Origin of the sequence: Thalassobaculum sp., assembly GCF_965223715.1 — a bacterium.
GTDB lineage: Bacteria > Pseudomonadota > Alphaproteobacteria > Thalassobaculales > Thalassobaculaceae > Thalassobaculum.
On record NZ_OZ245012.1, the window covers coordinates 3,977,274 to 3,991,792 of the forward strand.

Consider the following 14,519-nt stretch of genomic DNA (forward strand, 5'->3'; position numbering starts at 1 on the left):
TTCATTGCTCATCATCCAGCTTTAAGGCCGCTGCCGTGACGGATCGCCCGATCGCCGCTCCCCAGCCACATCTTCCGCCGGCCTCCGAGTTCCTCTACTGGCCGCCCCAGTTCCAGTCCTACGGGTATCGCATCGTCGACCGGCTGTTCCACTCCCGCCCGGTGGCGGCGAGCGGGGTAGGGCGGGCGATGCCCTACGGCCCGGCGCTGGATCTTCGGTATGTGAGCGGCGGGGTCGAGCGGGGGATCGACACGTTCATGGGCCACAACGTCGTCGCCGGGCTTCTTGTCCTGAAGGACGGCCACATCGTCCTGGAGCGCTATGGCCTCGGCCTGGGCGAAGGCGACAGGTGGAGCACCATGTCGACCGTCAAGTCGGTCACCGGGATGCTGGTCGGCGCCTGCCTCCGGGACGGCGCGATCGACAGCCTGGACGACCCGGTCGAACGCTATCTGCCGGCCATCGGCGGGAGCACATATGAAGGCGTCACCCTGCGGCACCTGCTGACCATGTCGTCCGGCCTGGCCTGGGACGAGGTCTATGCCGACCCGGACTCGCACGTGAACCGGTACAGCCGTCACCTGGCCGAGGGGACGCCGGATGGGGTGATCACGCTTCTGCGCGGGTTGAGGCGGGCGGCGGCGCCGGGGACGCGCTGGCACTACAACACCGGCGATACCTATCTCCTCGGCCGGGTCCTGGCGGCTGCCCTGGGCCGGCCCCTGGCCGACTACCTGTCGGAGCGGATCTGGCAGCCGGCGGGGATGGAATTCGACGCCTTCTATACCTTGGATATGCCCGGCGGGAACGAGATCGGCGGCAGCCGGGCCGGGATGGCCCTGCGGGATTTCGGCCGGTTCGCCCAGGTCGTGCTCGACGACGGGGTGATCGCGGGTCGCAGACTCCTGCCGGAGGGCTGGGTAGACGCCGCCCTGTCGCCGGCCTTCCTGTTCGGGCCGCAGGATCAGGATTTCGGCTCGATCCGGAGCTCACGGCTGAAGGGCTACGGCTATAGCTGGTGGATCGGCGAGGACGGCAGCGCTCAGGCCCATGGCTTCGCGGGCCAGCGGATCTTCCTCGACCGGGCGGAACGGCTGGCGATCGTCACCCTGTCGGCCTTCCCCCAGCTTCCCCATGTGCCGGCCCCGTTGCCGGACCGGTATGCCGAGCTGCGACTGTTCACCGATGCGGTGCGCGACGCCCTGAGGTCCTGAGGGTCAGTGCCGGGCGCCCGCGCGGCGTCCCGCCATCACCGCCAGGCGCGCGACATCGATCATCGCCTGGCCGCATTCGGCCTCGTCCGGATAGCCCGTCGTCTTGCAGCGGATCTCCGCTTCGCCGAGCCGGGCGAGGGCAGAGGCCAGGCTGCGCAGGTCCCAGCGCTGGAGCTGCCGGGCCATGGCGTCGGCGGTTCGGAAGAAGACCGGCGGCCGTAGCGACTTTACCGCGTCGGCCGGATTGCGCCCATCGGCCATCCGGGCACGGGCGAGATGGAGGCGCTGGAAGTAGGTGATCGCCATCCGGATGATCCGCACCGACGCCTCGCCCTGACGGAAGGCGCGGTCGAGCCCGGACAGGATGGCATCGGGCCGTCCCTCGGCAGCGGCGGCAATCAGGGCGTCAATATCAAGTGCTGCGCTATCGCCGATGGCGGAAACAACCAGATCGAGGTCGATGGTCTGACCTTCTCCCGCCAAAAGGGTGAGCTTTTCAACCTCCATTCGGCTCGCCATGCGGTCACTTCCGAGGTGCTCGACCAGGAACCGCTCGGCATCCGGCTCTATTTTGACGCCTCCGGCTGACAGTGTTTCCCGCACCATAGTTGCCAGATCACGCCCGGTATCCGCATAGCAGGCAAGGGCGGCGATATCTTCGCGTTTGGCCTCGAACAGCTTGCGCAGGCCCCCCGACGGCTTCAGGTCGCCGCCTTCGATCACGAGAAGGGTGTCGCCGGTATCGCCGTCGAGCGCGTTGACGACGGCATCGCTGGTCTTGTCGGTGGCGTTGCGCAGCCGCACCAGGCGCCGGCCCCCCATCAGGGAGCGGGCATGCATCTCGTCGGAGAGACGCGCCGGATCGCTGCTGGCGTCGTCGCCGTCCAGCTCGCAGACATTGAACGGGTCGTCCAGGTTCTCGACGGCGGTCCGCGCGATGCGCTTGGCGAACTCCAGGACCTTGCCGGTATCGGGCCCGTAGACCAGGACCGCCCGGACCCCCGGCGGCGGGTCCTTGACGAACCGCTCGACACCGTTGGCCGCGACCTTCATGGCCGGGTCACCCGCCGGTGCGGTTGAAGTAGAGGGCGAGCCGCAGGCGGATATCCTCGGCGAGCTCGGTCGCGGCCCGCTGCCGGGCATCCTTCTCGGCCTGCAGGATCGCGTATTCCGACGAGCTGATGGAGAAGCTGGAGGTGCGTTCGTTCCGCCCCTTGGTCACGACCTCGTTGCTCTGCAGGTCGAGCAGGCTCCAGTTCACTTCGACGATGAACTTGGCGAAGGTGGCGGTGGAATCCCGCAGGATCACGATATCCGACCGGCGCTCCATGGCGGAAACGTCGAGGCGATAGGCCGGGGTGCGGGCGACGCCGCGCGGATTGATCCGGTCGACCAGCTCGTTGCGCAGGATCTGGCCGAGCCGGTCGTTGATCGGGCCGATATCGACCTGGGGGAAGCCCTGGTTGTAGACCGTGCTTTCGGTCGGGTTCTTGGCATAGAGCGGCTGGAAGCCGCAGCCCGACAGGGCCCCGCCGGTCAGCAGGAGAGCGAGGGCGGCGGCGCGCAGGGCTGATGTCCGGGCGGTTGTCCGCATCGGCCGCGCCACCGCTCAGGCCACCACGTTGACGATCTTGTTGGGCACCGCGATCACCTTGCGGGGGCTCTTGCCCTCCAGCAGCTTGATCACGTTCGGCTGTTCCAGCGCCTGTTCGATCATCGCGTCCTTGGAGCTGTCCTTGGCCATCTCGATGGTCGCCCGCAGCTTGCCGTTGACCTGGATGGCGATGGTGACGGTGTCGTTCTCCGCCAGGCCCGCATCGGCCTCCGGCCAGGCGGCCGTCGCCAGCATGCTGTCATGGCCGAGCTGGCGCCACAGTTCCTCGCAGAGATGCGGGGTCATCGGCGCCATCAGCCGGACCAGGGTCTCGAAGCCGAACCGCAGGGCCCAGGCCTCGCCCGCACCCTTGCCGGACAGGGCGAAGATCTGGTTCGACAGCTCGCGCACCTGGGCGACCGCGCTGTTGAAGCGGAACCGCTCGATGCTGTCGGCGACCGCCAGGATCGTCTTGTGGCAGGCCCGGTAGACGGCTTCCGCCTCGGCGGACAGCTCGGCCGGCTTCGGCGCGCCGGCGTCGGGCAGGGCGACCACGCACTCGGTGATCTCGCGCCACACCCGGTTGATGTAGCGCCAGGCACCGTCCACCCCGGCCTCGGTCCATTCCAGGTCGCGCTCCGGCGGGCTGTCGGACAGCATGAACAGCCGGGCGGTATCGGCGCCGTAGCTGCCGATGATGTTCGCCGGGTCCACCGTGTTGCGCTTGGACTTGGACATCTTCTCGACGCGGCCGACGGTCACCGGCTTGCCGCCCTCGAGGGTGACCCAGTCGCCGTTGTCGTTCTTGGTGATCTCGTCCGGATAGAGCCAGCGGCCGTCCGCCCGGTAGGTCTCGTGGCAGACCATGCCCTGGGTGACCAGGCCGGCGAAGGGCTCGGCGATGGAGAGGTAGCCGCAATCCCTCAGGGCGCGGGTGAAGAAGCGGGCGTAGAGCAGGTGGAGCACGGCGTGCTCGACACCGCCGATATACTGGTCGACCGGCAGCCAGTAATCGGCGGCGTCGCGGTCGAAGGCGATCTCGCCCTTGGCATCGGTGAAGCGCGCGAAGTACCAGGACGATTCAAAGAAGGTGTCGAACGTATCGGTCTCGCGCCGGGCTTTTCCGCCGCAGGTCGGGCAGGTGGTGTGCTTCCAGGTCGGATGCCGGTCCAGCGGGTTGCCCGGGCTGTCGAACTCGACATCGGCCGGCAGCTCGACGGGGAGCTGGTCCTCCGGCACCGGGACGACGCCGCAGCTCTCGCAATGGATCATCGGCACCGGGCAGCCCCAGTAGCGCTGGCGCGAGACACCCCAGTCGCGCAGGCGCCAGGTGGTGGTCCGCTCGCCGCGGCCGATCTGCTCCAGGCGGCCGGCGACCTCGGACTTGGCCGCCTCGATGTCCATGCCGTCCAGGAAATCGGAATTGAAGATCTTGCCCGGACCCGTATAGGCCTCGTCGGCCACGGCGAAGGCGGCCGGATCGGTCTCCGGCGGCAGCACCACCGGCAGCACCGGGAGGTCGTATTTGCGGGCGAAGTCCAGGTCGCGCTGGTCATGGGCCGGACAGCCGAAGATGGCGCCCGTGCCGTATTCCATCAGCACGAAATTGGCGACGTAGACCGGCAGGGTCTTGCCCGGCACGAACGGATGCTCGACCTCCAGGGTCGTGCGGTAGCCGCGCTTCTCGGCGGTCTCGATATCCGCCTCGCTGGTGCCCATGCGGTTGCACTCGGCGATGAAGGCCTGCAGGTCAGCATTGCCCTCGGCCAGCTCGGCCGCCAGCGGGTGGTTGGCCGACACCGCACAGAAGCTGGCGCCGAACAGGGTGTCCGGACGGGTGGTGAACACCTCGAGGCTGTCGTCGCGGCCGACGAGCTGGAAGCGGACCCGCGCCCCCTCGGAGCGGCCGATCCAGTTGTGCTGCATCAGCCGGACCTTGTCCGGCCAGCGGCCTTCCAGGCCTTCCAGCGCGCCGAGCAGGTCCTCGGCATATTCGGTGATCTTCAGGAACCACTGGTTCAGCTTGCGCTTCTCGACCGGAGCGCCGGAGCGCCAGCCCTTGCCGTCGATCACCTGCTCGTTGGCCAGCACGGTGTTCTCGACCGGATCCCAGTTGACCCAGCTCTCCTTGCGGTAGGCGAGCCCGGCCTTCACGAAATCCAGGAACATCTTCTGTTCGTGGCGGTAGTAGCTCGGATCGCAGGTCGCGATCTCGCGGCGCCAGTCGTAGCTCAGGCCCATGCCCTTGAGCTGCTCGCGCATGGCGTCGATGTTCTCATGGGTCCACTTGTGCGGGTGCACGCCGCGCTCGATCGCCGCGTTCTCCGCCGGCAGGCCGAAGGCGTCCCAGCCCATCGGGTGCAGCACGTTGAAGCCGCGCGCCATCTTGTACCGCGCCACCACGTCGCCGAGGGTATAGTTGCGGACATGGCCCATATGGATGCGCCCCGACGGATAGGGGAACATCTCCAGCACGTAGTATTTCGGTTTGGAGGGATCGGCTTCGACCTCGAAGCACCCGTCCTTCGCCCAGCGCGACTGCCACCGGGCCTCGGTTTCCTTGACGTTGTAGCGCGCCATGACGTGCTGCTCTCTTACTGGTGGCGTGGGGCCACGGTCACGCGCGGCACCGGCTCGGGCTGTCTACTGCGATGCCTGCTGAATGCGGATCTGGCGGGCGCGGGTGAGGATCGTGTTCTCAAGGTCCTTGCCCAGGCTCTCGTCCACCGCGGCGTCGCGCCATTCGCCGCTATTGGTCCGCGTCTGCCGGAACACGTTCGCGCGAATGCCATCCGACCGCAGGGCGCGGTCCAGGATATAGACGGTCACCTTGAACCGCTCGTTCGGGCTCTCCGGCGGATTGTACCAGTCGGTGATGATCACACCGCCGAACGGATCGGCCGAGGCCAGCGGCAGGAAGGAGAGCGTGTCAAGCGACGCCCGCCACAGGAAGGCATTGACCGCGACGCCGATCCCGCCCTGGTTGCCCTGATCGCCCTGACCGAGGGAGAAGAGGTCAAGCCCGCTGGGCCCCGCCAGGCTTTCCGGCTTCTCATAGGTCGGAAGGCCGTTGGGACCCGTCGTGGGGTACTCGTACTCCACGGGGACGTCCGTACCGCAGGCGGACAGGGCCAGGAGGCACAGCACGCCTGCCCCAACGCCATTCATCAAAGTCGATCGAGAACCGGCCATCACAATCTTGTCCAAAGTTCGCAGCCACCTCTTTACCTATGCAGAGCGCCCGGCGCAATGATCGCCGCACGATGCGGCCTTCCGCTCGGGCAAAGCAACGCAAACCGCCGCATAAATCCTCGCCTGACGGGGCCGGAATGGGCCGCGATGCCCGCATCCGCGTTGTGACATATCCGCCACATTGAGACAGTTTTGCACTCGAAGCGGCCTCAGCCGAGTTGACGGTGGTCCGTAGAGCCCTGTAGCAATTGGCCATCGGTCAGGGATTGCGGGCGTGCTGTTTCGCTTTTTCCAGATGGACCGAGGACCCTAAAACACCTCGAACTCGGGAGATGGGGAATGAAGAAGGTTCTTCTCGGCTCGACGGCCCTCGTTGCCGCCGGCCTGATTGCCGCACCGTCCGCCATGGCCGCTGAAAAGCTGCAGGTTTCGGTTGGCGGTTACATGGAGCAGTGGTTCGGCTACACGTCGGTCGACGACTCCACCGGCCGCGACGTTGACGGCTTCGACGTCAAGTCCGACTCCGAAATTCACTTCAAGGGCTCCACGACCCTGGACAACGGTATCGAGTTCGGTATCAACGTCCAGCTCGAGGCCAACAGCAACAGCTCTGACCAGATCGACGAGTCCTACCTGATCATGAAGGGCTCCTTCGGTGAGATCAACCTGGGCTCCGAAAACTCGGCGATGTACAAGATGCATTACGCCCCGAGCGATTTCGGTATCAGCATCAACTCCGGCGACCAGGGTGACTGGGCTGCTCTCTCCGGCAGCAACGTCTCCGGCTCCGGCTACTTCCGCGGCGTTCTGGGTTCGACCTATGTCGAGCCGGGCCGTGCGAACGACTCCGAGAAGCTGACCTACTACACCCCGCGTTTCGCTGGCTTCCAGCTCGGTGCGTCCTACTCTCCGGACAACCTGCAGGACGACAACTCTCCGGTTAACCGCAACACCGGCGTCTCCGACATGGTGACCTTCGGTGCCAACTACTCCGGTGAGTTCTCCGGCGTGTCCCTCGGCGTGTCCGGTGGCTACGGCACCTTCCTCGAGTCCGCTTCCGGCACCGACGAGCCGGAGAGCTGGAGCGCTGGCGTGACCGTCGGCGTTGGCGGTTTTGGCATCGGCGCGTCCTACGCGGCTGAGGACGGCGCGACCGAAGGTCAGGCCTACAACCTCGGCGTCTCCTACGAGACCGGTCCGTTCGGCGTGAGCCTGAGCTACTTCCATGGCGAAGTCGAGAACAGCTCCGAGCAGGACACCTACCACCTGTCCGGCAAGTATGCTCTGGGCCCGGGCGTCACCGCCGTGGCGACCCTCGGCTACGCCGAGTTCCAGGACGAAGGTTCGGCCGGCTCCGACGAGATCGAAGCCACCTACGTCGTTACCGGTATCCGTCTGTCCTTCTAATCCAGAAGACAGTCAGATTTCGGGGGAGCCGCCTTCGGGCGGCTCCCTTCTTTTTTGCGCCCGGATAGGCTATCGGTTGGCCATCACCTCTGACCCGCGACCGACCCCAGGGCTCCGATGACCGACGTTTCCTTCGACCGGCTGTTCCGCGCGATCGACCGCGAGCGGTTCCTCGACCAGTATTTCGACAAGGCCCCGTATTACGAAGCCGGCGCCGTCGGCGATATCGGCACTGTCTTCTCCTGGTCGCGGATGAACGATCTGCTGGCCCGGCCCAAGCTGTGGGACAGCAACACCATCGAGATGGCGCTGGACGGCAGGGTGCTGCCCGCCGCCCAGTACTGCCGGCCCGGGCACGGACGCCAGGGCGAGCCCGGCCTGCGCCCGGACCGGGGCAAGGTGACCGCCCTGCTGCAGAAGGGCGCGACCTTCGTCCTAGACTTCCTGGAGGGCATCGATCCGCAGGTCGCCTCGGTCTCCCGGGCGCTGGAGCGGCTCACCGGGGCGAACACCTCCTGCAACGCCTACTGCTCCTGGAAGGCGGTGCGGGGCTACGCCTCCCATTTCGACTGCATGGACGTCTTCGCCCTGCAGATCGAGGGCGAGAAGACCTGGAACCTCTACGAGGGCCGGTTCCCCGAGGCATCCTTCGTGCCGGGCAGCCGCCCGAGCGACTTCACCGCCGAGCAGCATGACCGCATGAAGGGCAAGCTGGCGCAGCAGGTCACGACGCGGCCGGGCGACATTCTCTATCTGCCCCGCGGCCTCTATCACGATGCGCTGGCCACCGACACGGCGTCGCTGCATCTGTCCTTCGGCTCGACCCCGGCGGTCGGCGTCGCGGTGCTGGAGATGATCGCCCGCGAAATGCAGGGCCAGGAGTATTTCCGCAAGCGCCTGCCGCATTTCGAGGATCGCGGCGCGCTGGCCGCCTATCTCCAGGGCATCGGCCAGACCGTCAACAAGGTGTTGGCCGATCCGGCGTTCCACGAGTTCGTGGCCAACTTCCAGAAGGACCGGATCTTCGACAAGGTCGCCGACTACCGGTTCCCGGACCGCGAGGCCGACGGCTATTTCTTCGTCTCGCGCTACGCACCGGTGCTCCAGGAGGCGGGCGAAGCGCTGACCGTCAGCCATCGCGGCACCACCTTCCAGCTCACCGCCGGTGACCGTCCCATGCTCGCCTGGATCCTGGAGCGCGAGGAGTTCTGGCTGTCCCGGCTCTCCGAGGCCCATGGCCAGCGGGGCGAGGCCGGTCGGGCGCTGATCCAGGCGCTGATCCAGAACAAGGTCATCTTCCCGGTGCAGGTCTGAGCCATGTCCGGCGGCATTCTCTGGCTCGCGTCCTATCCGAAATCGGGCAACACCTGGGTCCGGATCTTCCTGGAGAACCTGTTCCGCAACGGCACAACCCCGGTCTCGATCAACGAGCTCAACGTGGTCGCGTTCGGCGACGCCCAGCGCGACCTCTACCAGTCCCTGACCGATCGCCCGATCGACGGGATGTCGGACGAGGAGCTCGACCGGCTGCGGCCGCTCCTGCAGCAGACGCTCGCGGCCCGGCCGGAAACCGCGATCGTCAAGACCCATAACCGGATCGGCTTCGTCGGCGACGTCCCGCTGATCAGCATGGAACACACGATGGGCGCGATCTATGTCGTGCGAAACGTGTTTGACGTCGCGGTCTCCTTCGCCGCCCATTACGACGGCACGATGGAGCAGGTGGTCGACGGGCTGTGCCGCGACAGCATGCATACCCCGACCACGGGGGCGGCGATCGTCCAGTATCTCGGCCCCTGGGGCGAACATTACCTGAGCTGGACCCGCGGCGTGGCGGGCTTCGAGCCGCTGGTGCTGCGCTACGAGGACCTGCGGGCCAGGCCGTTCAAGGAATTCTCCCGCATCGTGAAGTTCCTGAAGATCCCGGCGGGCCCGGAGCGGATCAAGAAGGCGATCCGGTTCAGCAATTTCGAGGAAGTCTCCCGCCAGGAGAAGCAGCGCGGGTTCCGGGAGCGGGTTCGGGCGGACCAGACCTTCTTCCGCGAAGGCAAGGTCGGCGGCTGGCGCAGGAGCCTGTCGGAAGACCAGGTCGCCCAGCTCGTCGACGTGCATGGCGACGTGCTGCGCGAGCTGAAATACATCGACAAGAACGGCAAGCCGACGGTCTGACGCCATGGCCGGCCCGCTCCCGCCCAAGGCCAGGACCGCGCTGGAGACCGCGCTCTCCTCCGGCGATCCCGCACCGGCCCGGCGCGTCCACGACATCCTGGTGAAGCACCCGGCCGTCCCAGTGGCGGCCCTGTTCCGCCTGGCAATGCTGGAGGCCGGGACCGGCGGTTTCGCCGCCGCCGACCGGCTGCTGACGGCCGCCGCCCGGCGCCAGCCCGGCGACCCGCAGATCCTCGTCAACCATGCCCAGGTCCGCCTGGCCCTGGACGATCCCGACGGCGCCTATGGGATGCTGTCCCGGCTGCCCGCCCAGGCGCGTTCCAATCCCGCGGTCCTCAAGCTGACCGGCGATGCGGCCCTGTCCGCCGACCGTCTGGAGGAGGCGGTCGCCGCCTATGAGCGGCTCGCCGGCCAGGACGCCGGCGGGGATCCGGCCGTCCTGACCAACCACGGCACCGCCCTGCGGCGCCTCGGCCGGTTCGACGCCGCCGTCGCCAAGTTGGCCGGCGCGGTCGAGACGGGTGCGGGAAGCGAGGCGGTGGTCGGGCTCGCCGGTCTCTACGGACAGCTCGACCAGCACGACCGGGCCGTCGACCTGCTGTCCGCCCATCTCGCCCGCCGGCCTCTGGAGAGCGTGTTGCTGCGCCAGATGGCGGCTACCCACCGCGCGGCAGGCGACGGGGCGCAGGCGCGCAAGGCGGCTGAACGGGCCATCCTCGCCGCCCCCGGCCAGGGCTCGGCCCTGATGCTGCTGGCCGAGATCGCCGAGAACGCGGCCGATCTCGACGGGGCGGAGCGTTGGGCGCGCCGGGCGCTGGCCGCCGCACCGGACACCGCCTCGGCTGCCCTGGTCCTGGCCTCCGTCGCCCGCCGGCGCGGTGAGTCCGAGGCCTCCCTGGCGCTGGTCGATGCCTGGATCGGCCGCTGCCCCGGGGCGCTGCGCCATCTGATGCTGTTCGAGCGGGCGCGGTCCCTGGAGGCGGCCCGGCGCACGGACGCGGCCTATGCCGCCTTCGCCGAGGCCAATGCCCGGCAGATGGAGACCGCCCGGCCGCGCCGCGATCCGGCCCGGGCGCTGGCCCAGCTCGAGGCCCTGACCGGGCTGCACCGGGCCGGCCCGCCGGTCGGTGAGGGCGAAGACGGATCGGACCTGCTCTTCGTCGTCGGCTTTCCGCGCTCCGGCACGACCCTGCTCGACCAGGTGCTCGACGCCCATCCGCAGATCGAGGTCATCGAGGAACGGCCGCTGGTGGCCGCGATGATCGCCGATCTCGTCTCGTCCGGTCGGCGCTACCCGGAAGACCTACCGGTTCTGACATCCAAGGAAACAGCGGCCCTGGCCGAGCACTACCGCTCCCGTCTATCGCGTCATACCCGGCGGAACGGCGTGCGCTACACGGTCGACAAGATGCCGCTGAACATGGCGCATGTGGCGCTGATCCGGCAGGTCTTTCCCGGCGCGCGGTTCATTCTCGCGCTGCGCCACCCCTGCGACGTCGTCCTGTCCTGCTTCATGCAGAACTTCTCCCTGAACGATTGGATGGCGGCGTTTTCCACCCTGGAGGGGGCGGCGTCGCTGTATCGGGCGACGTTCGCCGCCTGGCAGAGCTATGTCGAGGCGGTTGAAACGCCCGCGATTACAGTGCGTTACGAGGATGTGGTCGCCGATCTGGAGCGCGAGGCGCGGCGCATCACCGCGTTTCTCGACCTGCCCTTCGAGCCGGGGATGCTGGCGTTTCACGAACATGCCCGCGGGCGCGGCGTGCTGGCCACGCCGAGCGCGGCCCAGGTCACCCAGCCGATCTACCGCACGGCACTGGCCCGGTGGCGGCGCTATGGTAGCGTGATGGACCCGATCGCCGAGCGGCTGTCGGCGGAGATTGAGCGATATGGTTACGCGGAGAATGAGACATGAGCGCGGCCCCGGTGGATCCGCATCTGGTTCGGCAGATCGCCGATAACATCGACACCGTCCGCGCGTCGATCGCCAAGGCGGCCGGCGCGGCGGAGCGCGATCCGCAGGCCGTGACCCTGATCGCGGTCGGCAAGGTCCAGCCGCTGGAAAGGGTCGAGGCGGCGCTGATGGCCGGCCAGCGGGTCTTCGGCGAGAACCGGGTGCAGGAGGCCAAGAGCAAATGGCCGGAGTTCCGGACCCGCTATGAGGGGATCGAGCTCCACCTCATCGGGCCGCTGCAGACCAACAAGGTGCGCGAGGCGGTCGAGCTGTTCGACGTGATCCAGACCGTCGACCGGCCGAAACTGGCCCGGGAGCTGGCCAAAGAGATGGAAAAGCAGGACCGCCGGCTGGACTGCTACATCCAGGTCAATACCGGCGAGGAGGAGCAGAAGGCCGGGATCGCTCCCGCCGATGCCGACGCCTTCATCGCCGAGTGCCGCGATGATCTGGGCCTGTGGGTGGTGGGCCTGATGTGCATTCCGCCGGTGGACGAGACCCCCGCCCTGCACTTCGCCATGCTGCGCGAGATCGCCAAGCGCAACGGCATCGCCAACCTCTCCATGGGCATGAGCGGCGATTTCGAGACCGCCGTGGAGATGGGGGCCACCCATGTCCGGGTCGGCACCGCGATCTTCGGCGCGCGCGACTACGACTGAATCATCCGATCCGTTGGATCGATCTGATCGCGATCTGCTTTAGGACTGTTCCTGGGTCTTCATGGACTCGTACCGGTCCAGGGCCCGCATCATCCAGTTGGCCACGTCCGTGTTGCCGTCGCTGGCCAGCTTCAGCGGCGCCGGGGTCTCCGATGCGGAGGCGCGGGCGGCCGTCTGCCGGATCTGAGCGGCAGACTCGGTCGCGGGTGCCGTCTTCAGGGAGGCCGCCGACGGGGTCACCTGGACGTTCAGGCCGTCACCGGCCTGGCCGCGGGCGGGGCCCGGTCCGGGTGCACGGACGGCATTGGCGCGCTGGATGAAGGCGTCGAGCCGGCTGGCGGCCGAGCCGGAGAACTCCTGGGCGGCGACCTGGCCGGAAGCCTGGGTCGCTGCCGGGACGGCACCGGCGGCCGGATCGGTGGCCGCCTGACCGGCGGCGGCGAACTGGGCCAGGCCGGCCGGCAATGTGCCGACCAGCGGATCGGTCAGATCGGCACCCGGCGCCTGGGCGACCACGGTCGGGGCGTCCTCGCCGGACGGCTCGATCGGCTCGCCGCGCAGCATCGCCATGGCGGTCTCGCCGATATCGCCGCCGGTCTCCCCGGCGGTGATGGAATTCGCCAGGGCGCCGATCACGCCGGCGGGTCCACCCCACAGGGCGCCACCGGCCATGCGGGCCGGCTCGGAGATCGTGTCGCCGGTCAGCTCCCGATAGATCGTGCTGACGACCGGGATGTGCTGCAGCGGATTGATCATGTCCAGCAGATCGCCGAAGCCCAGCGAGTTGTTGGTACCGCCGGTATCCGGATCACACGGATCGGCCTCGCCGCTCTGGCATTTCTGGGACCACCAGCTCGGGTTCGCCTGGCCTGTTGCTTCCGTCACGCTCATCGCACACTCCTCCGTCCCCGGGAGTAAAGCAAGCGCCGTGCCACGTGCTGCATCGTGCGGATGTGAGGGACTCCGGGGCTTTCCGGCCCGTACGGGAGAGGCGGAAGGGGACCGGCGGCAGAGACTGCCGGGTGCGCCCTGCCGGGGCGGAATCTTTCGCCGTGCGCCGGCGGAGCCGCCTAGAAAAGGTGCCCGGACCGGGTCGCCTTGGTCGCCAGATACCGTTCGTTATGGCTGTTGGAGGCGAAGATATGGGGGACCCGCTCCACCACCTCGACGCCACAGGCGGCGAGCTGCTCCACCTTCGACGGGTTGTTGGTCATCAGCCGCACCCGGCCGATGCCGAGCTGGCGCAGCATCTCGGCGGCGGGGAAATAGACCCGCTCGTCATCGTCGAAGCCGAGCGTGGTGTTGGCGTCCACCGTATCGGCGCCCAGATCCTGCAAAGTATAGGCCCGCAGCTTGTTGATCAGCCCGATATCCCGGCCTTCCTGGGCCAGGTAGAGCAGGACGCCGCCGCCGGCCTCCTCGATCTCGCGGATGGCGCCGCGCAGCTGCTCGCCGCAGTCGCAGCGCAGGCTGCCCAGCAGGTCGCCGGTCAGGCAGGCGGAATGGATGCGGATCAGCACCGGCCCGGCATCGCCGTCCGGATCGCCGATGCGGATCGCCACATGCTCGGTGCCACCGTCCATCGGCCGGAAGGCGGTCAGCTCGCAGAGTTCGGCGTCCGCCAGCGGCACCCGGGCCGAGGCGGCGCGGATCAGCCGGTGGGCGCTGGTCTCGGCGAAACGCTCGATCTCGCCCGCATCGACCACCAGCAGCGCCCGCTCGCGCGCCCAGGCGGTCATGGTCGAGGCCGAGATGCCATGGACCGAGGCGACCAGGGCGCTGGGCAGCAGTCGGGCCAGCTTGACCAGCTTCACCGCCGCCGTCGCCGGGGTGTCCGCGCGCTCGGGCAGGGCGGTGAGGCCCGCCGGTATGGCGGCACTGCGGGTCGGGTCCGACAGGTCGAGCACCGCCTCCACGTCGAGGGAATTCGCCAGCGCGATCGACACGGCCGGCGCATCGGTGCCGGAGCCAAGCACGGCCGCCCGGTTGCGGGTCAGCACCAGCCGCGGCTCGGAGCCGGCGATGGCCGACATCTGGCCCATCAGCTCGCGCGTCGCCATCTCGCTGCCGGCGGCGACCGCCAGCCGGTCGAGATCGCGGCCGGCGCGGATCGCCACCAGACCGCCGCGGCGCAGCTCGGCGATGGCGCGGTCGACCGCGAGCTGGCCGGTGGCGCGCACGAAGGGTCGCGCGCCGGCGGTGGCTTCCGGGGACGGTTGGGTGAGGACGGGTGCGGGACCGGCGGCACCCGCGGCAGGATCGCGGTCGTTTGGCATGGGCGGCATATTGATCGCCGCGCCCGTCAGGTCAAGACGAATGGACCTCACGAC

12 protein-coding genes are annotated in these 14,519 nt (G+C 68.3%); 6 read left to right on the forward strand and 6 right to left on the reverse strand.

The window, feature by feature from the left end; genetic code table 11:
* Positions 1-35 precede the first annotated feature (35 nt).
* Entirely contained in the window at positions 36-1,214 is a 1,179-nt protein-coding gene (locus ACOQOP_RS18450; RefSeq protein WP_420563278.1) for a serine hydrolase domain-containing protein, read from the forward strand.
* 3 nt (positions 1,215-1,217) lie between these two features.
* On the opposite strand, the gene holA is transcribed toward ACOQOP_RS18450, so the two are convergent.
* From holA to ACOQOP_RS18470, 4 genes are all read right to left on the reverse strand, one after another.
* Entirely contained in the window at positions 1,218-2,267 is a 1,050-nt protein-coding gene (gene holA, locus ACOQOP_RS18455; RefSeq protein ID WP_420563279.1) for a DNA polymerase III subunit delta, read from the reverse strand.
* Positions 2,268-2,274: 7 nt separating this feature from the next.
* Positions 2,275-2,808 (reverse strand): LPS assembly lipoprotein LptE, encoded by a 534-nt coding sequence (gene lptE, locus ACOQOP_RS18460; protein ID WP_420563280.1) that lies wholly within the window; start codon positions 2,806-2,808, stop codon positions 2,275-2,277.
* A gap of 15 nt (positions 2,809-2,823) precedes the next feature.
* Entirely contained in the window at positions 2,824-5,388 is a 2,565-nt protein-coding gene (gene leuS, locus ACOQOP_RS18465; RefSeq protein WP_420563281.1) for a leucine--tRNA ligase, read from the reverse strand.
* A gap of 63 nt (positions 5,389-5,451) precedes the next feature.
* Positions 5,452-5,910 (reverse strand): DUF3576 domain-containing protein, encoded by a 459-nt coding sequence (locus ACOQOP_RS18470; RefSeq protein WP_420563282.1) that lies wholly within the window; start codon positions 5,908-5,910, stop codon positions 5,452-5,454.
* Between the two features lie 429 nt (positions 5,911-6,339).
* Between ACOQOP_RS18470 and ACOQOP_RS18475 the strand changes: the two genes are divergently transcribed.
* The 5 genes from ACOQOP_RS18475 (at position 6,340) to ACOQOP_RS18495 (ending at position 12,189) form a co-directional block, all read left to right on the forward strand.
* Positions 6,340-7,407 carry a porin gene (locus ACOQOP_RS18475; RefSeq protein ID WP_420563283.1) on the forward strand — a complete coding sequence of 356 codons (1,068 nt, stop codon included), beginning with the start codon at positions 6,340-6,342 and terminating at the stop codon, positions 7,405-7,407.
* A gap of 117 nt (positions 7,408-7,524) precedes the next feature.
* Entirely contained in the window at positions 7,525-8,721 is a 1,197-nt protein-coding gene (locus tag ACOQOP_RS18480) for a JmjC domain-containing protein (protein WP_420563284.1), read from the forward strand.
* A 3-nt stretch (positions 8,722-8,724) separates the two neighbouring features.
* A complete protein-coding gene (locus ACOQOP_RS18485) occupies positions 8,725-9,576 on the forward strand; it encodes a sulfotransferase domain-containing protein (RefSeq protein ID WP_420563285.1) in 852 nt (283 codons plus the stop codon).
* Between the two features lie 4 nt (positions 9,577-9,580).
* Positions 9,581-11,491: a tetratricopeptide repeat-containing sulfotransferase family protein gene (locus ACOQOP_RS18490; RefSeq protein WP_420563286.1), complete on the forward strand. Its 1,911-nt coding sequence runs from the start codon at positions 9,581-9,583 to the stop codon at positions 11,489-11,491.
* Entirely contained in the window at positions 11,488-12,189 is a 702-nt protein-coding gene (locus ACOQOP_RS18495) for a YggS family pyridoxal phosphate-dependent enzyme (protein WP_420563287.1), read from the forward strand. Before ACOQOP_RS18490 ends, ACOQOP_RS18495 begins: the two co-directional genes overlap by 4 nt.
* A 39-nt stretch (positions 12,190-12,228) precedes the next feature.
* Here ACOQOP_RS18495 and ACOQOP_RS18500 read toward each other — a convergent pair whose 3' ends face one another.
* A complete protein-coding gene (locus ACOQOP_RS18500) occupies positions 12,229-13,080 on the reverse strand; it encodes a hypothetical protein (RefSeq protein ID WP_420563288.1) in 852 nt (283 codons plus the stop codon).
* A gap of 179 nt (positions 13,081-13,259) precedes the next feature.
* Positions 13,260-14,465: a GTP cyclohydrolase II gene (gene ribA, locus ACOQOP_RS18505; RefSeq protein WP_420566549.1), complete on the reverse strand. Its 1,206-nt coding sequence runs from the start codon at positions 14,463-14,465 to the stop codon at positions 13,260-13,262.
* Positions 14,466-14,519 lie beyond the last annotated feature (54 nt).